This is a genomic window from Nonomuraea insulae (genome assembly GCF_042656245.1).
In genome coordinates this window covers 90,595-107,220 of sequence record NZ_JBHSPA010000036.1, presented here as the reverse complement: position 1 = coordinate 107,220, position 16,626 = coordinate 90,595, and the positions used below count along the sequence as shown (strand labels likewise).

The 16,626-nt window shown below is 71.9% G+C and carries 15 protein-coding genes; 7 read left to right on the top strand and 8 right to left on the bottom strand.

Going from position 1 to position 16,626, the window contains the following annotated elements:
* Positions 1–15: 15 nt before the first annotated feature.
* The 3 genes from ACFPZ3_RS31165 to ACFPZ3_RS31155 form a co-directional block, all read right to left on the bottom strand.
* Positions 16–972: a WxL protein peptidoglycan domain-containing protein gene (locus tag ACFPZ3_RS31165; protein ID WP_379517854.1), complete on the bottom strand. Its 957-nt coding sequence runs from the start codon at positions 970–972 to the stop codon at positions 16–18.
* A 65-nt stretch (positions 973–1,037) separates the two neighbouring features.
* Positions 1,038–2,582: a purple acid phosphatase family protein gene (locus ACFPZ3_RS31160; protein ID WP_379517853.1), complete on the bottom strand. Its 1,545-nt coding sequence runs from the start codon at positions 2,580–2,582 to the stop codon at positions 1,038–1,040.
* Between the two features lie 118 nt (positions 2,583–2,700).
* A complete protein-coding gene (locus ACFPZ3_RS31155; protein WP_379517852.1) occupies positions 2,701–3,912 on the bottom strand; it encodes a HupE/UreJ family protein in 1,212 nt (403 codons plus the stop codon).
* Between the two features lie 174 nt (positions 3,913–4,086).
* On the opposite strand from ACFPZ3_RS31155, the gene ACFPZ3_RS31150 reads away from it, so the two are divergent.
* The 5 genes from ACFPZ3_RS31150 to ACFPZ3_RS31130 all read left to right on the top strand — a co-directional run bounded on the left by ACFPZ3_RS31150 (position 4,087) and on the right by ACFPZ3_RS31130 (position 9,877).
* Positions 4,087–4,746, top strand: coding sequence for a type 1 periplasmic-binding domain-containing protein (locus ACFPZ3_RS31150; protein WP_379517851.1), 660 nt, complete (start codon positions 4,087–4,089; stop codon positions 4,744–4,746).
* A gap of 82 nt (positions 4,747–4,828) precedes the next feature.
* The gene (locus tag ACFPZ3_RS31145; RefSeq protein ID WP_379517850.1) at positions 4,829–6,289 is read left to right on the top strand and encodes a Gfo/Idh/MocA family protein; all 1,461 of its coding nucleotides are present in this window, start codon (positions 4,829–4,831) and stop codon (positions 6,287–6,289) included.
* A complete protein-coding gene (locus ACFPZ3_RS31140; protein WP_379517849.1) occupies positions 6,286–7,002 on the top strand; it encodes a rhamnogalacturonan acetylesterase in 717 nt (238 codons plus the stop codon). The genes ACFPZ3_RS31145 and ACFPZ3_RS31140 overlap by 4 nt, the downstream gene beginning before the upstream one ends.
* 20 nt (positions 7,003–7,022) lie before the next feature.
* Positions 7,023–9,335 (top strand): beta-galactosidase, encoded by a 2,313-nt coding sequence (locus tag ACFPZ3_RS31135; RefSeq protein ID WP_379517848.1) that lies wholly within the window; start codon positions 7,023–7,025, stop codon positions 9,333–9,335.
* Positions 9,332–9,877 (top strand): NUDIX hydrolase, encoded by a 546-nt coding sequence (locus ACFPZ3_RS31130; protein WP_379517847.1) that lies wholly within the window; start codon positions 9,332–9,334, stop codon positions 9,875–9,877. The genes ACFPZ3_RS31135 and ACFPZ3_RS31130 overlap by 4 nt, the downstream gene beginning before the upstream one ends.
* Here ACFPZ3_RS31130 and ACFPZ3_RS31125 read toward each other — a convergent pair.
* The 4 genes from ACFPZ3_RS31125 to ACFPZ3_RS31110 all read right to left on the bottom strand — a co-directional run bounded on the left by ACFPZ3_RS31125 (position 9,776) and on the right by ACFPZ3_RS31110 (position 14,601).
* Positions 9,776–10,483, bottom strand: coding sequence for a histidine phosphatase family protein (locus ACFPZ3_RS31125; protein ID WP_379517846.1), 708 nt, complete (start codon positions 10,481–10,483; stop codon positions 9,776–9,778). The genes ACFPZ3_RS31130 and ACFPZ3_RS31125 overlap by 102 nt on opposite strands.
* Positions 10,484–10,495: 12 nt before the next feature.
* Entirely contained in the window at positions 10,496–13,801 is a 3,306-nt protein-coding gene (locus ACFPZ3_RS31120; protein ID WP_379517845.1) for an AfsR/SARP family transcriptional regulator, read from the bottom strand.
* Positions 13,802–14,022: 221 nt separating this feature from the next.
* Positions 14,023–14,259 carry a hypothetical protein gene (locus ACFPZ3_RS31115; RefSeq protein ID WP_379517844.1) on the bottom strand — a complete coding sequence of 79 codons (237 nt, stop codon included), beginning with the start codon at positions 14,257–14,259 and terminating at the stop codon, positions 14,023–14,025.
* An 84-nt stretch (positions 14,260–14,343) separates the two neighbouring features.
* Positions 14,344–14,601 carry a hypothetical protein gene (locus ACFPZ3_RS31110; RefSeq protein ID WP_379517843.1) on the bottom strand — a complete coding sequence of 86 codons (258 nt, stop codon included), beginning with the start codon at positions 14,599–14,601 and terminating at the stop codon, positions 14,344–14,346.
* Positions 14,602–14,635: 34 nt separating this feature from the next.
* On the opposite strand from ACFPZ3_RS31110, the gene ACFPZ3_RS31105 reads away from it, so the two are divergent.
* Together ACFPZ3_RS31105 and ACFPZ3_RS31100 are read left to right on the top strand one after the other, a co-directional pair.
* Positions 14,636–15,550, top strand: a complete 915-nt coding sequence (locus ACFPZ3_RS31105; protein ID WP_379517842.1) for a nitroreductase/quinone reductase family protein — start codon at positions 14,636–14,638, stop codon at positions 15,548–15,550.
* Entirely contained in the window at positions 15,547–15,750 is a 204-nt protein-coding gene (locus tag ACFPZ3_RS31100) for a hypothetical protein (RefSeq protein ID WP_379517841.1), read from the top strand. Before ACFPZ3_RS31105 ends, ACFPZ3_RS31100 begins: the two co-directional genes overlap by 4 nt.
* Before the next feature lie 10 nt (positions 15,751–15,760).
* Here the strand turns inward: ACFPZ3_RS31100 and ACFPZ3_RS31095 are convergent, their stop codons facing one another.
* Positions 15,761–16,564 (bottom strand): endonuclease/exonuclease/phosphatase family protein, encoded by an 804-nt coding sequence (locus ACFPZ3_RS31095; protein WP_379517840.1) that lies wholly within the window; start codon positions 16,562–16,564, stop codon positions 15,761–15,763.
* Positions 16,565–16,626 lie beyond the last annotated feature (62 nt).

Below are 16,626 nucleotides of genomic sequence, written 5' to 3'. Positions count from 1 at the left end.
ACGCCCTCCGCACTCCTACTGGCCGTTCACCCGCCGCTGCTTCCAGAAGCGGCGGCTCACGACCACGAGCCCGCAGAGGACGACGAGGAGGAGCGGCAGCGTCCAGGGGACGGTCCAGGTGTCCGCGGTGCTCTCGACGGCGGTGAGCGGGGAGATCGAGTTCGCCGCGTCGGTGAGCAGCGGGACGAGGTTGATCGTCCCCGTCAGCCGTAGCGCGGGAGCCACGCCGTGCACCGGCACGGAGACGTGCCAGGCGCCGCCCGGCAAGAGCTGGGGTGAGTCGCCGATCTGACCGGCGCGGACGCCCGGGCCGCCGAAGGGGCCGGACACCGACACCGTCTGCCGGGCGGTCAGGATGGCGTTGCCCGTGTTGCGGATCGTGTACGTGACGGTGGCCTCCCCCTTCCCGAACGGATTGGGCGTGCCCGAGTAACGCACCCGGGGGTTCTCCACCGACAGGCCCGGCTTCAGCGCGCCGCCCACCCGCAGCCGGATCCGGATGCCGAGCCGCCGGCCCGTATCCGCTTCGCCGGCCTGGGCGAGCGAGGTGACGATGCCGCCCATGTACTCGCCGGGCGCGGCGTCCTCCGGTGGGGTCACCGTGAACGGCACCTCGGCCGACCCGCCCGGCGGGATCGTCACCTCGGGCCGCTCCGTGTGGACCCACGCGCCCACCGCCGCCGGCCTGGTGTCCTTGGCGGCCAGGTCGAGCCGGCCGTCCTCGGTGGTGAGAGCGTCGGCGGTGTACACCGCGAGGTGGAGCGGCGTCGTGCCGGGGTTGGCGACCACGAGGCCGTCGGTGAGCCGCCCGCCCGGGTCGACGGTGTAGCCGTAGTTCGGCCGGTCGGCGCCGAAGTCGTTGGACGCCGTCCGTACCGTCCAGGAGGTGTCCGCCGCCGCGGCGGGTCCTGGCCACACTGCCGCGAGGCCGAGCAGCAGCACGGCGGTGGCCTGGGCGATGGTCGTACGCATCCGGTGATCCTCTGGACGAAGGTGGTGGGGGTGGCGCCGGGCGTTCCGGCGCCACCCGGGTTCCTCTACTGCAGCCAGGCGGACTCGTCCGCGGCCGGCTTGGCCTCGGCGGACCTGCCCTGGTGGCCATTGTCGTCGTACGGGCGGATGACCACCTTGTCGACGGTGGAGCCGACCGGCTGGGCGGCGCTGGCGCCGCTGTCCGGGCCGCACCACGACTCCTGGCCCAGCTCGATCGCGGCGTTGGGGGCGGCGCAGGTGCCGCTGCGCAGGTTCTCCACGACGAGCTTGTCGCGGCGGACCTGGACCTTCACGTACGTACGGACGTGCTCCTGGTTCTCGACCGAGTTGGCCCAGTGGCTCTGGGGGTTCAGCGGGTCGGGGCCGTAGTCCGGGTCCTTGGTCGTGTCCGGGGCGGTGATGTCGTAGTACTTGGAACCGGACGCGGAGTTCGCCGTCACGTAGATGACACCACCCGGGCCCTGGGCCACCTGGGCGGCGCCCGGCTGCTCCTTCGGGTTCGCCTTCTGGCCGTTCTTGATCTCGTAGCTGCGGGTGTAGCTGTGGTCGTGGCCCTGCAGCACCAGGTCGACGCCGAGCTTGGAGAAGGCGGTCGGGAAGTCCTTGCGGCGCAGCTGGTTGTCGCCGTCGTTCGCGTGGCTGGCCGGCGAGTAGATCGAGTGGTGGTAGGCGAGCACCGTGTACTTGGCGTCGCCGCCGTGCTTCTTGATGACGTCGGTGACGTAACCGATGTGCGCGGCGTCCGCGCCGTTGGCGTAGGCGTTGCTGTTGAGGTCGATGAACAGCACGTCGTTGTACTCGTACCAGTAGTCGCCGCCCGACCGGGTCGCCGCGTCGCCGTTGTAGTACGGCGCGGAACGGTCGGTGTTCGGGGTCCAGAAGTGTTGTTCGTAGGCCTTGCCGCCGACGTCGTGGTTGCCTATGGTGGCGGCCCACGGGTACTGGCGCAGCTTGTCGGGCGCGAGGAAGGCGTCCCACTGCGTCTCGGTGTTGGCGCTCTCGACCTGGTCGCCGCCCGAGACCAGCAGCGCGGCCTTCGGGTTGGCGGCGAGGGCGACGTTCAGGGTGTCCGCCCATCCGGCGCCGTCCTTGGCCACGTCGCCGGACGCGCCGATCTGCGGGTCGCCGAAGAACAGGAAGTCGAAGTCGCCCTTGAAGTCCTGCGTCTTGAAGGAGTACGTGGGGGACCAGTTGCCCTCGAAGCCGACGCGGTAGGAGTAGGCGGTCTTCTTCTTCAGGCCGTCGATGGTGACGTGCGCGTTGTAACCGCCGTTGACCACGTTCGCGGTGATGGTGGCCGGGAAGGTGGCGGCGTGCTTGTCGAACTGGCCGTGCTTCAGCTTGGAGGTCGGTACGACCTGGACCACCTGGGCGGTGCCGGTCGAGGAATACCAGGACACGGCGCGCTGCGACTCGCCGGCGCCCACACCGAGGATGATGCCGGTGAGCGTCGCGGCACCGTCGGCGTGTGCGGCGGTCGCCAGGCCGCCGCCGAGCGCCGCGGTGAGGCCCATGACGGCGGCGGTGGCGCCCACGGCCACCCGGCGCCGGACCAGCCCGGCGCCCTGTGACCGATTTTCGAACTTCATCGGGTTTTCCATCCATTTAAGGGGTATTGAAGAGCTTTGTCACGTTTTCGGGCGTCGGTGTCCGGCAGGTGAACCGGGGGCGGGCGGTTCGTTGCTCTTGGCGGAAGTTGTGATGCGCTCAGCCGCCGAGAACCCGCTGCACGAACCAGACCAGGCCCATCACGGACACACCCGCCGCGATCACCCCGGTCGCCCACAGGCCCGCGACCGGCCTGCGGTGGCGCAACACGGCGAGCAGCGGGAAGACGACGATGATGATCGCGAGCTGGACGGCCTCGATGCCCACGTTGAACACCACCAGCGACCACAGGAGCGTCCACGACAATGCCTGGTCGATGCCCAGCGCCGCGGCGAAGCCGAGACCGTGCACGAGGCCGAAGCAGAAGACCACCGCGAGCCGCGTCCAGCCCGCGCGGTCCAGGCCGAAGCGGCCGTGACCGGCCCTCTCAAGATCCGTGGCGTGCGATCGCCGCCGCCAGAGCCGCCACAGATGCCAGCCCGCCACGACCGCGATCGACAGGGCGATCACCGGCTCCACGAACGCCGCCGGCACCCGTACGAGGCCGAGGGCGGCGAGGATGAAGGTCACCGAGTGGGCCAGCGTGAACGTGGTCGCCGCCAGCACGATCTCGCGCAGGCGGCGTGAGCCCGCGATGAGCGCCAGCAGGAACAGGATGTGGTCGAGGCCGGTGAGCAGGTGCTCGGCTCCCAGCCTGAAGAACTCCCAGAACCGCTCGGCCCAGCTCTGCCGCGTGGAGAACGACGGCCGCTCGGCGTCCAGGGCGGCGCTTCCCGAGGTCAGGTCGAGGTCGTAGGTGACCACCGTCTTGGTGTCGCGCACGAAACCCTCGGAGCCCGGGAACAACCCGCTGCGCACCTCGTGCGCCTCCGCGGAGCGCGGGCACCGGTGGTCGAGGATCAGCAGCGCGTACGGGACGCCGTCGCGCTGCTCGATCGTGAAGCCGCCGTCCTGGACCGGGGCGCACGCCCGGCCCCCGGCCGTGACGGCGAAGCGATCGGTCACGTACGCGATGACCGAGGCGGCGTGGGCGTCGAGCGCGGCGGCCTGCTTCGCCGCGTCGCCGGCCTCGAACGCCGCGGTGCCCGCACGGAAGAGCGGATCGTCCTTGCGCGCGTCCGCGGCCGAGACGACGAGCAGGTCGTACTCCAGCCCGAGCGCGGAGCGTACGTGCCCGGTTCCCGGCGAGGTGAGGTCCGCGTACACGGTCGAGGTGAACCCGTGGGCGAGGGCGGGGAAGGCGCTGAGCAGGACGGCCACGGCTACCGCGGCGACGACGGCACAGACACGACGCCGGGCGGCGTGGAACATGTGGCTCCTCTACGGTTGACGACCGCAATCTGCTCGGTGGAGATGAACGAACGCCAACGCATGCGCGAATCATCGATGAACCACATCAGGCGGAAATAACTCCCATCTCTAAAGATTGGGCGCAATGAGGTAGGAATTAGGCGCACTTCACGTCATTCCGGAGGACGATTCCCCATGCGCTCACGGCTCCTGCCCGCGGTGGTCGCGACCGCCGTACTGATCAGCGGGTGCGGCTCGGGCCAGGACTGGTCCCGGCCGCACGAGAAGCCGACCGCCATAGGCACCCTCGGCCCCGGGTTCTTCGACCCCGCCACCCCGCCCTCGCCGGAGGCCACGATCACGCCACGCCCCCGCTCGTGGGACGGGGTCCGCCCGTCGGAGGGCTACCGGGTGGTGCTGCTCACCGCGGGGTCGGACACCCGGACCACGACGCTGGCGAACGCCGTGACGGAGTGGGCGGAAGCGGAGGACGTCAGCCTCAAGACGGTCACGGCGGCGGCGCCGCAGGAGTACATCAAGCGCATCAGCAGCGCGATCGACCTCTCGCCCGACCTCGTCATCAGCGCCGGCGACGACCTCGTCGACCCCCTGGCGCTGGTCACCGCCAGCCACCTCGACCAGCAGTTCCTCGTGATCGGCGCCGAGCTGGCCGAGCCCACCGCGAACGTCACCGCCGCCGACTGGACCGGCGCGTCGTTCCGCGGCGAGGGCCTGGGCATGTCCTCGGCCCACGACCCGGCCACCTTCACGCCCGAGCGCGCCGGGCGCGCCGTCCGGGCCGGCGTCTCGGCCGTGCTCAACGGCCTGACCGGCATCGTGATCTGGCTCGACTAGGGCCTACCACGGGGCCCGAAGTGACCGTGATGTGCGGGACGTCCGATGATTGTCTCCTGTGCCCAGCGAGACAAGGACCTTCGTGACTCACCCTGTCGACCAGAACCCCACCGCCCCCGCCCCCGCCTCCCACACCAGCACCAGGCCGGGCGCCGGCGTCGTGCCGCAGTTCGCCGACCCGGACCCGTCGCGCCCCCGCCGCCGGTACGCCGTGGCCGGCACCGGCCACCGGGCCGGCATGTACGTCGCCGCTCTGACCGGCGAGCACGCCGACGTGGGCGAGATCGTCGCCTGGCTGGACCCGAACCCGGCGCGTATCGACTACCACGACACCCAGGTGGGCGCCGCGCTCGGCCTGGACGGGCCGGCCGGGCTGCCGCGCTACGGCCCGGAGGGGCTGGAGGCGATGGTCGGCGAACAGCGGGCCGACACGGTGATCGTCACCAGTGTGGACCGCACGCACGCCGAACTCGTCGACCGCGCCCTGCGGGCAGGCGCCGACGTCGTCGTCGAAAAGCCGCTGACGACGGACGCGGACGGATGCCGCCGCATCACCCAGGCGGTCGCCGACACTGGTCGCGACGTGGTGATGACGTTCAACTACCGCTACGCGCCGCGCAACTCCACGCTGCGGCAGGTCATCGCCTCCGGCGCGATCGGCGAGGTGACGAGCGTGCACTTCGAATGGGCGCTGGACACCGTGCACGGCGCCGACTACTTCCGCCGCTGGCACCGCGACAAGGCCAACTCGGGCGGCCTCCTGGTGCACAAGGCCAGCCACCACTTCGACCTGGTCAACTGGTGGATCGACGACGCCCCCGCCAAGGTGTACGCCTCGGGCGCGCTGCGCTTCTACGGCGAGGAGAACTCCGCCGCACGGGGCATGCGCGAGCGCCCCGAACGCGGCACGGGCGCCCACGGCGACCCCTACTCCCTCGACCTGCGCGCCGACCCCCGCCTGGACGCTCTGTACCTGCGGGCCGAGCGGCACGACGGCTACCGGCGCGACCAGGACCCGTTCGCTCCCGGCATCACCATCGAGGACAACATGTCCGTCCTCGTCGACTATCGGCGCGGGGCCACGCTCACCTACTCGCTCAACGCGCACAGCCCCTGGGAGGGTTACCGCGTGACGGTCAACGGCACCGCCGGCCGCGCCGAACTCCAGGTCGTCGAACGCGGCTTCATCGAGCTCGACGACGACGGCAACGCCGTCCTCGACCCCTCCGCCACCCCTCTCGGGGCGCACGACCCGCTGCGTCCCGAGGGCGACCATCTCATCCTCCAGCGGCACTGGCAGCGCCCCGAGGAGGTGGCGATCCCCGACGGCATCGGCGGGCACGGCGGCGGCGACGCCATCCTGCTCAAGGACGTCTTCCGCCGCGACCTGCGCATCGGCGACGACCCCCTCGGCCGGGCCGCCGACTACCGCGACGGCCTGCGGGCGGTCGCCGTCGGCATCGCCGCCAACCGGTCGTTGCTCACCGGGCAGCCCGTCGTCGTCGAGCAGCTCGGTCTCCTTCATGAGGACGGGCCCCAGTGACCGGACCGGCCGGCGCTCCACGCGTCCTGCTCGCGGGCGACTCGACGGTGGCCGCCTGCCCGGCCCACGAGACGCCGATGTCCGGCTGGGGCCCGCACCTCGGCGCGCCGCTCAACTCCCGGCTGGCCGCCGCACTCGGCTCGCCCGCGCCCACGGTCGCCGTGCTCAACACCGCCAAGGGCGGCGCCACCACGGAAAGCCACCGCGACGAAGGACTGTGGGCGGCGCTCCTGATCGAGCTGCGCCCCGCCGACGTCGTACTGCTGCAGTTCGGACACAACGACCAGAAGCAACCGCACCTCGCGGCCAGGACCGGCTACACCGCCAACCTCGAACGAGCCTGTGACGAGGTCCTGGAACGCGGCGGCCGGCCCGTCCTGTGCACGTCGGTGGCCCGGCGGCGCTTCGTCGCCGGACGCCTGGAACCGACGCACGGCGACCACCCGCAGGCCGTCAGGGACCTGGCCGGGCGGCGCGGCCTGCCCTGCATCGACCTGGCGCGCAGCACCGCGCAGTTGTACGCCGGCCTGGGGGAGGAGGCCTCAAGGGCGCTGTTCACCCACGTCGAGCCCGGCCACCATCCCCTCTACCCCGACGGCTGCGCCGACGACACCCACTTCTCCTTCACCGGGGCCGTACAGGTGGCGGACCAGGTCGCCGCGGAGCTGGTCCGGCTCTGGGTCGAACACGAGTGGTGCAAAGTCATTGTGTGACCATGAAGGAAGGTGCGGCTGTGCGGAGATTGAGGGTGCCTGGCCGGGTTCCTCCGCCGTTGGAGGGCCATCTGCGGCTGGGCGACCACGAGATCACGGTGAACTCGCGGCATCTGAGCCGGGCGGGTGAGCCGTGGTTCCCCATCATGGGCGAGTTCCACTATGCCCGTTACCCGGCGGGGGAGTGGCGGGAGGAACTGCTGAAGGTGCGGGCCGGCGGCGTGACCGTGGTCGCCACCTACGTGTTCTGGAACCTGCACGAGGAGCGGCGCGGCGTCTTCGGATGGAGCGGTGACCGTGACCTGCGGCGTTTTGTCGCCACGTGCGCCGAACTGGGGCTGGACGTGGTGGTGCGGATCGGGCCGTGGGCGCACGGGGAGTCGCGCAACGGCGGCTTCCCTGACTGGGTGCTCGGGGTGGACTGCGTGCCGCGTACCGACGATCCCCGCTACCTGGAGCTGGTCCGGCCGCTGTTCGAGCAGATCGGCGCCCAGCTCGCCGGCCATGGGGGTCCCGTGGTGGCCGTACAGGTGGAGAACGAGCTGCACGACCAGCCCGGACATCTCCGCACGCTGAAGCGCCTCGCCAAGGCGGCGGGCATCGACGCGCCGCTGTGGACGGCCACCGGGTGGGGGCACGCGCGACTCCCGCCGGACGAGCTGATCCCGCTGTTCGGCGGCTATTCCGAAGCCGCCTGGGACACCGCGCACGACGGCTGGCCGCGGCAGAGCCGGGCCCACTACTTCTTCGGCCCCGGCAGGGACGACGACTCGATCGGCGCCGACCTGCGCTCCACCGAGGCGGCCGGCTCCGACGAGAGCCATCTGGCGCGCTACCCGTTCGCCACCTGCGAGCTGGGCGGCGGCATGTACACCTCCTACCATCGCCGCCCCGTCGTGACGGCCGCCGACATCGCCGCGCTGGCGCTGGTGAAGCTGGGCAGCGGGTCGGTGTGGCAGGGCTACTACCTCTACCACGGCGCCTCGCAGAAGGCCGGCGAGCTGTCCACGCTGCAGGAGTCGCACGCCACCGGCTACCCCAACGACTGCCCGGTGATCAACTACGACTTCCAGGCCCCGCTCGGCGAGTACGGCCAGATCCGCGACTCCTACCATCACCTGCGGCTGCAGCACCTGTGGCTGGCCGGCGACGGGCCGGACCTGGCCACCATGGCGCCGGTGACGCCGCCGGACGCCCCGGACGACACCGCCGACCGGGAGACGTTGCGGTGGTGCGTGCGGTCCGACGGGCGTTCGGGGTTCCTGTTCGTCAACAACCACCAGCCCGTCGAGACGCTGCCCGACCACCACGGGGTGCGGTTCGCGGTCGAGCTGAACGGCCGGGAACTCGTCGTCCCGAGCGAGCCGGTGACGGTGCCGTCGGGGGCGTTCTTCGTCTGGCCGCTCGCCCGGCCGATCGGGCGCAGCCTGCTGCTGACGGCGACCGCGCAGCCGATGGGCACGGTCGGGGCGGATGCGCACGTGTTCACGCAGACCGCCGGCATCCCGGTGGAGCTGGTCTTCGACGCTACGACGGTGGCGGAGGTCGAAGGTCCCGCCACGGTGCGGCGCGAAGGAGACCGCGTCGTGGTCACGGGGCTGACGCCGGGGCCCGGCTGCCTGGTGCGGGTGAGCGACCCCGAAGGCGGGCGGGCGGAGATCCTCGTGCTGGACTCGGCCGGAGCCCTCACCGCCTACCGGGGCCGGCTCTGGGACGCCGACCGGCTGGTGCTGAGCGACGGGCCCGCCGTCATCGACGCCGGCCACCTGACGGTCTCCGGCTCCGGCGTACGGATCTTCCCCGCCCCGGAGTTCGCGACGCGGACCGACGGCGTGTTCGGTCGCATACCGCTGCCTGCTTCCGCGGACCGGGCACCGCACGTGAAGGTCGAGGCCGTCAAGCCGGCGGGCCCGGCACGGCAGCCGGTGATCGACGCCGTGTCCGGGCGGGCCTCCGCCCCTGCCGACGCCGACTTCGACCAGGCCGCCGTCTACCGGATCACCGTCCCTGAAGAGGCTTTCGCCGGGGACGACGAACTGCTGCTGCGGCTGGACTGGATCGGCGACGTGGGCCGCGCCTACATCGGCGACCGGCTGGTGGCCGACCAGTTCTGGCACGGCCCGGCCTGGGAGATCGGACTGCGCCGGTTCCGCGAGGACGTCCTGCAGCACGGGCTGGAGCTGCGGCTGCTACCGCTCCGCGAAGACGCCCCCGTGTTCGTCTCCCCTCAGGTACGCCCCTCGGTCTACCCGGACGGCACCGTACTGGAACTGCGATCGGCCACCCTGACCCCCGTGCGGACCACCCGCCTCGATACGCTCTCAATACCGTGAAGAGACTGATGGCCCGGCTCTGGCTCGGCATCGCCGGGCCGATGCGGTGGCGGCTGCTCTACCTGTCCCAGGCCAAGTTCATGGCCGGGGTGACCGGCGTCGTCCGCGACGGGAACGGCGACGTGCTGCTGCTGCGGCACCGGTTCTGGCGCGAGCACCGGCAGTGGGGGCTGCCGACCGGCGGCGCGAAGCGGGGGGAGACCTTCGAGCAGACGGTCGTCCGCGAGGTGCGGGAGGAGACCGGGCTCGAGGTGAGCGTGGGGGAGCTGGTGCGGCTCAGGAGCGGGTTCCGGCTCAGGATCGAGGTCGCGTACGCCGCCGCGTACGCCGGGGGCGGCACGATGCGGCTGAACCCGATGGAGATCCTGGAGGCCCGGTGGTGCGCCCCCGACGACCTCCCGGAGGGCCTGCTGGAGTCGCACCGCCAGCTGATCGAGGCGTCAGGTGGGCAGGGCGGCCGTGGTGGAGAAGGCGGGGTCGAGGTGCGCGGTGTCGTTGAAGCGGCGCAGGATCCACCGGGCCTCGGTCAGCACCAAGTGTGACACCGACGCGTTGTCGGCGCCGAGGAAGGCGAACGGCCGCGACCCGGTGGCCGCCGCCAGCGCCTCGGCGATCACACCGCCGTGGGTGACGACGACGATCCGCTGGTCGGGGTGGGCGGCGGCCAGCTTGGCGAGCACCTTCCCGACGCGATCGGAGAAGGCCGCGGCGGGCTCCGCGCCCGGAATCACGTCCCAGCGCTCCTCGGCCGACATCCGCTGGGCGGTCGGGTGACCCTCCGCGACCATGCGCCGGAACAGGCCGCCCTCCCACTCGCCGAGGTGCACCTCCCGCAGTTCGGGCTCCATCACCGGCGTCAGGCCGAGCCGGGCGGCGAGCGGCGCGGCGGTCTGGGACGTACGCCGCAGCGAGCTCACGTAGATCGCGTCGACGCGCTCCGTGGCGAGCCGCAGCGCCACCCGCTCCGCGTGCTCCCGGCCCTCGGGCGCGAGCCCCGGGTCGCCCTGCCCGTCCACCAGGGGGAACGGCTCGCCGGGACGCGCGGGCTCCGACTCGCCGTGCCGGACCAGGAGCACCTCGGTGGCCCCTGGCGGCGTACGGAATCGGCCCTGCCGGTATTCGACCTGCTTGTCACTCTCACGTTCCACAACTACCGGACACTACCCGACTGATCCGTTCGCGCCCATCCAGGATCCGGCGCCTTCCAGCAACGGCGCGAGCTTGTCCTCGCACGGCGCGTGGCCGATCTGCCTGCACAGCCGCAGGGCCTGGCCGGCCTTGCGCGCCGCCGCCTTGTGGTCGCCGCGCCGCCGTTCCAGCCCGGCCAGCTCCGTCAGCGCGGCCAGCTCCGGAAGCTGGTAGGTGTTCCCGGACGCCACGGCATGTCCCCGCAGCGCGTGGCCGATGGCCCCCTCGTGGTCGCCGCGGGCGTCGTGCAGCCGGGCACGGGCGAGCAGCGCGTAGGCCAGATGCCAGCTCAGGCCGCCCGCGCCGATGAGCTCGTCGGCCAGGTCCAGGCTCTCCGCGGCCTCCGTCGTCAGGCCGAGGCGGATGCCCGCGTCGGCCAGCGCGACCAGCCCCGCCGCCTCCACCAGCCGGTCACCCTGACCGCGGCACACGTCGAGCGCCCGCAGCGCCTCGTCCCGCGACTGCGCCCACCGGCCGTTCTCCCAGTGCAGCCGGCTGATCCAGATGTGCGTCGTGCCCGCGCCGTGGCCGCCGATCGAGGTGATCAGGGCGACCGACCGCCGGAGGCAGGTCTCCGCCTCGTCGTACCGGCCCTGGTCGAGGAGCACGGCGCCCAGCTGCCGCAGATCGGCGCCCTCGGCGTAGGGCAGTTCGTGACGCCGGCTCAGCGCGAGCGCCTGCCTGCAGTGCTCCTCGGCCAGGTCGAGCCGGCCCAGGTGGTGGTACTGGTTGCCGAGCGCGTGCAGGGCCCGGATCTGGCCGGGCACCGAGCCGACCTCGCAGAAGAGCCGCGCGGCCCGTGCGCTGTCGGCCATCGCCCCGGCGAGGTCACCCGTCCACGCGCGCGCGAAGCTCAGCCCCATCCTGGCCGCCGCCTCGACCTCCCGCCCGCCGCTGTCGCGGGCGATGCGGACCGCCTTCTCCAGGTGTACGACGGCCTCCTCACGGCGGCCGATGCGGAAGAGGCCATCGCCCATGCCGGTGTGCAGCATGGCGGTCACGACCGGCACGTCATGGGCGGAGGCGGCCTGCAGCAGGGCCGGCGCGATCTCCATCCACTCACCGATGCGGCCGGTACGGGCACAGATGGCGCGAACCATGTCGGCCAGGCGCCAGACCTCGGGACCGGGATCGCACGTGATCGCGCGCATCAGCGCGGCCATCAGATCGATGACATCCGCCGCCCCGGGGGCCGGCCGCTCACCGGCGTCCGAGTGCGGCTGCGGGGCGGGGGTCGGCCGTTTACCGGTGTCCGCGCGTGGTTGCGGGGCGGGGGTCGGCCGTTCGCCGGTGTCCGAGTGCGGCTGCCGGCCTGGAAGCAGGAACTCGCCTGGCGCGCACTGGGCGGCGATGGCGGCGCCCAGCTCCGCATAGTGGCCGAACAGGCGATGCCAGGCCGGCCCATGCTCGGGATCGCGCCCGGCCTCCGCCACGGCGTAGAGCCGGACCAGGTCGTGGAAGCGGTACCGGTCGGTGAGGTGGTGTTCGATCAGGTGCGCCGCGGCCAGCGCCTTGAGCGAGGCGCGCGCCGCGTCCTGGGGGAGACCGGTGACCGCCGCCGCGGCCCCCACGGTGACATCAGGGCCGGGCACGAGCCCGAGCAGGCGGAAGACCCGCTGCTCGGCGGGGGTGAGCACGCGGTAGGAGGCGGAGAAGGCGATGGTGACGGTGTTGTGCTCGGCGCCGTCCACGGTGAACCCCGCCAGCGGGTCGCCGGCGGCCAGCTCCGCCGCGACCGCCGCGGTGCCGTCCTGCGGCCGGGTGGCGGCGTTCGCGGCGGCGATGCGCAGCGCGAGCGGCAGCCCACCGCACGCGCGCACCAGCTCACCGCGCGCGTCCGACTCGGCCGGGTCGCCCGCCGGTCCCAGCACGCCGTCCAGCAGCTCCCGGCCGTCCTCGTCGGAGAGCGGGCCGAGCGAGCGCTGCCTGGCGCCCGCGTACGCCACCAGCTCGCCCAGCCGGTGCCTGCTGGTCACGAGCGCCACGCCGGTCGGGGGCAGGAGCTGCTCGATCTGGGCCGCCGCGCGAGCATTGTCCAGGACCAGCAGGTACGAGTGCCCCGCCAGGAGCGAACGGTAGAGGCCGAGCTGGGTCTCGAACCCGTCAGGCACCCGTTCCGGATCGACGCCGAGCGAGACCAGCAGCCGGGTCAGCGCCGCCGTCGTGGTCAGCGGCTCGTGGCCCGGATCGTAGCCGCGAAGGTCGATGTAGAGCTGGCCGTCGAGGAAGCGGTCCTTGGCCCGGTGCGCCCAGTGCAACGCGAGGGCCGTCTTGCCCATGCCGGCCGTGCCGCTCAGCACGCACACGCCGTCGCCGCCGCCCAGGCACTCATCCAGCCACGCCAGCTCGGCTTCGCGGGCGACGAACTCGGGCACATTCCTGGGCAACTCGGCCGGCCGCGCAACAAACAATCCCAGCGTTCCCGGCCGCGTCTGCCGTTCCTGCCGCGGTCCTGGCAGCGTCTGCGGTTCCTGTCGCGATGCCGGCTGCCTCTTCGGTTCCTGTCGCGGTGTTGGTCGTGCCTGCGGTGCCGGCTCAGGCTCGTCGTCCCGCAAGAGCCGTTGGTGCGACTCGCGCAGGGCGCGGCCGGGTTCGATGCCCAGTTCGTCGACCAGTCGCCGTCTCGCCTCCCGGTACACGGCCAGCGCTTCCGCGCGGCGCTCGCACCGGTGCAGGGCCAGCATGAGCTGTCCCAGGAGCCGCTCGCGCAGGGGGTGTTCGGCCGCCGCCGTGTGAAGTTCGCCGACGATCTCGGCATGCCGCCCGGACGCCAGCTCCGCGTCGTACAACTCCTCCAGGGCGCAGACCCGTCTGTCCTCCAGGCCCGGGCGTTCCTGGTCGATCAGCGCGGCGCTGGTCCCTGTCAGCGCGGGCCCGCGCCACAACTCTGCCGCGGCGCGTAACCGTGCCACAGCCTCGGTGTGGCGGCCCTGCTCGGCCTCGGCGCGTGCGACGGTTCTGTACCGCTCGAAAAGATGCAGGTCGAGCTCGTCCGCGCCGGTGTGGATGCGGTAGCCGGCGCCGACGCGGCTGATGCGCTCCTTGCCGAGCAGAGTCCGCAGCTCGTGGACGTACACCTGCAGGCGCGCGACAGCCGTCTGCGGCGCCCGCTCGCCCCAGACCAGGGCGATGAGCCGGTCGTCCGACACCGTGCGGTTCGCATTGAGGAGCAGCACGGCCAGCACGGTCCGTTGCTTCGGTGAGCCCAGCGCGATCGGACCGTCAGGCCCATCGGCCGACACCGGCCCGAGAAGCGCGAACCGCGCCTCCGACTCCATGCGTCCCCTTCACGTCCCGGTTCTCCCGCTGTGATGCTACCGAGTAAAGATCGTGCGGCTGGGAGAAACCGGATGGAAGAGGAACGGTCAGGGCGCGGGGGAGCGCATCGGATGGGCGGCTCCGGGTCCTGCGACGGTCCTGTCCAGCCTGAGCGGCTCAGGCTGGACAGCCAGATCGACGAATGGCCGCGCCGCCATCGTCTACGCGCAGGTGTGAAGGGTTACTTCAGGACCCAGAGCGCCCAGAACGGGCTGTCCCATTCGCAGTCCCAGTACTCATGGTCCCCGGAGTACTTGTTGCCCGCCGCCTCGCACTGCTTGAGGGTCTTGTGGACACTCTTGATGTGGCCGACCTTGGGCGTCACCACCTCCGCGCTCGCGGACGCACTGGCGCCGAGTATTCCAGCCATGGCCAGGGCGGCCGCTGCGACCACCACGCTCATGATCTTCTTCCGCATAGAACCTGCCTTTTTGCTCGATTGCGCGAAAAGTGTCGCAGCCGGGGCTTCCGTAACTCTTCTCCTTCACTTCCGGCCACACCCTCATCGAGATGCCCGGGCGGGCAGCAGCAGGCTGACCGCCGCGATGGCCAGGCCGAGCCCGGCCGCCATGAGGAAGACCAGGTCGTACCCCGCGGAGAGGGCGGCAGGTGAAGCTCCGCCGGCCTCCGCTGCTCTGGCGCCGGCGGCCGAGGCGAGCACCGCCAGACCTATCGACCCGCCCACCTGACTCGCGGTGTTGGCCAGGCCGCCGATGGTTCCCGCGTCACCCTCGGGAACGTCGGCGGTCGCCGCGGCCATGAGCGTGGGGAAGATCAGCCCGATGCCGACCGCGATGAGCAGCCTGTTGAGCCTGCGCCACCGGGCCAGGGCCGCGGCGCTGCTGGACCCGCTCGGCCTGCATCCCGGGCAGGAGGCGCTGCTGCTCGAACTCGACCGGACCGGCCCGATGATCCAGGCCGAGCTCAGTGAGGCGCTCGGCTGCGAGCCGCCCAGCGTCACGCTCATGTCCCGCAAGCTCGAAGCCACCGGCCACATCCGCCGCAAACCCGCCCCCTCCGACAAGCGCGCCAGCGTCGTCGAACTCACCGACAGCGGCAAGGCCCTGACCGACCAGGTCAAGCAGCTGTGGTGCGCTCTGGCGGAGGAGACCGTGACCGGCCTGCCCGCCGAAACGGTGGCGGCGCTACCCGGCATCCTCAACGCTCTGACCGGCAACGTGGACACGAGGCGTCCCCGCCACTCACACGGCCGCCGGCACGGCCGAGCCGCGCAGTCGAGAGGGGCCGAGGACCCCGCGTTGACCGGTGACTACGAACCGAGCGCGTCGGGATGGGTCCGCGAGCATGTCGAGCAGATCATGCGCACCGGCACGACCGACGGTGTCACGATCAGGGGCCTGCCCACCGTGCTGATGACCTATCGGGGTGCCAAGAGCGGGAAGGTCCGTAAGACGCCGGTGATGCGTGTCGAGCACGAGGGGCGCTACGCGGCCGTCGCGTCCAAGAGCGGCGAGCCGACCAGCCCGCAGTGGTACGCCGCCCTGGTCGCCGAGCCGGCCGTCGAGCTTCAGGACGGCACGGTGACCCGGGAGTACCGGGCGCGCGAGGCGTTCGGGGAGGAGAAGGCCCTCTGGTGGCGCCGGGCAGTGGACGCATACCCGGACTATGCCGACTACCAGCGCAAGACCGACCGCCAGATCCCACTCTTCGTGCTCGAACCGGTCGGCGAAGGCACACCGACGCAGTGACGATCCCTCCGGAAACGCGTCCCGTCCCGGGGCCCGGCGCGTCCCGGCTCGGCCTGCTCGCCGGCCGCGCCCTGCCCGGCCCGCACACCGTCCCCGACGCTTCCGTCTGGCTACTCGCCCGGCTGGCCTGGCTGCCCGTGTTCGCGCTGGCCCTGCTGGTGTGCTGCGCCGCGTTCCACACCCGGCCGGGCAGCCGATGAGACCGGTACGTCAGTGCCGAAGGTCGAGCATCAAGGCACGGTGGTCGGACACTTCGGGCGCGGTCACGATCTCGAATCGTTCGACGGCGGCGGGTTCGGAGACGAGCAGGTAGCTCGCATGCCGTACGGGCTTGAGATAGCGCGAGGTTCTGGTGTCGGCCTCCCGCACCAGGTCGACCAGCCCGAGCCCGGCGAGGATCTGGAACGTCTCACTGCCGGGCAGCAGGTTGAAGTCGCCGCACACTACCGTCAGGTCGCCCTTCTCACTCACATCGGTGATGAGGCTCGCGAGCTGTTCCGCCTGTGCGCGGCGAGCTGGTGTGTCGGTCTTCCCGTGTGCGTTCCGCAGGCCGTGGAGGTTGACGACGGTGACGAACCGCTGCGCCCGGCGGTCGAAGACGCGTACCGCCAGGGCGGCGCGGGGCCGGTCCTCGCTCGGCCATCCGTCGTGATGCTCGGCGTAGGAGCCGTGTACGAACGCCGATCGCAGGCCGACGATCGCAAGTGCCTCGGTGACGAAGGTGGCGAGCCCGAAGTCCTGATGATGCGGGCGGTGTTCGAGGTCGTGGACCGGCCCGGAGTCGCTCGCGGTGAACAGGCCATGGTGGTGGGGAAGCCGCGAGCGTACGTCTGCCAGGAGGTCCGCCCGCTGCGGCAGCGATCGTTCCGCGTCGTCGAACCGTGTCCAGCCGTGGGCGGTCGGGGTGTGGGTCACCTCCTGCAGGCACAGGATGTCGGCGTCACAGTTGTCGAGCCAGCGGGCGAGTTCGTCGAACATCGCGCCGCCCCAGGCGTTGAGGGAGATGATCCGCACGGTTGACGAACCTAGATCAAGCCGGGCACTTCTCGATCCGTTTCCTCGGATCCGCCGCGGGC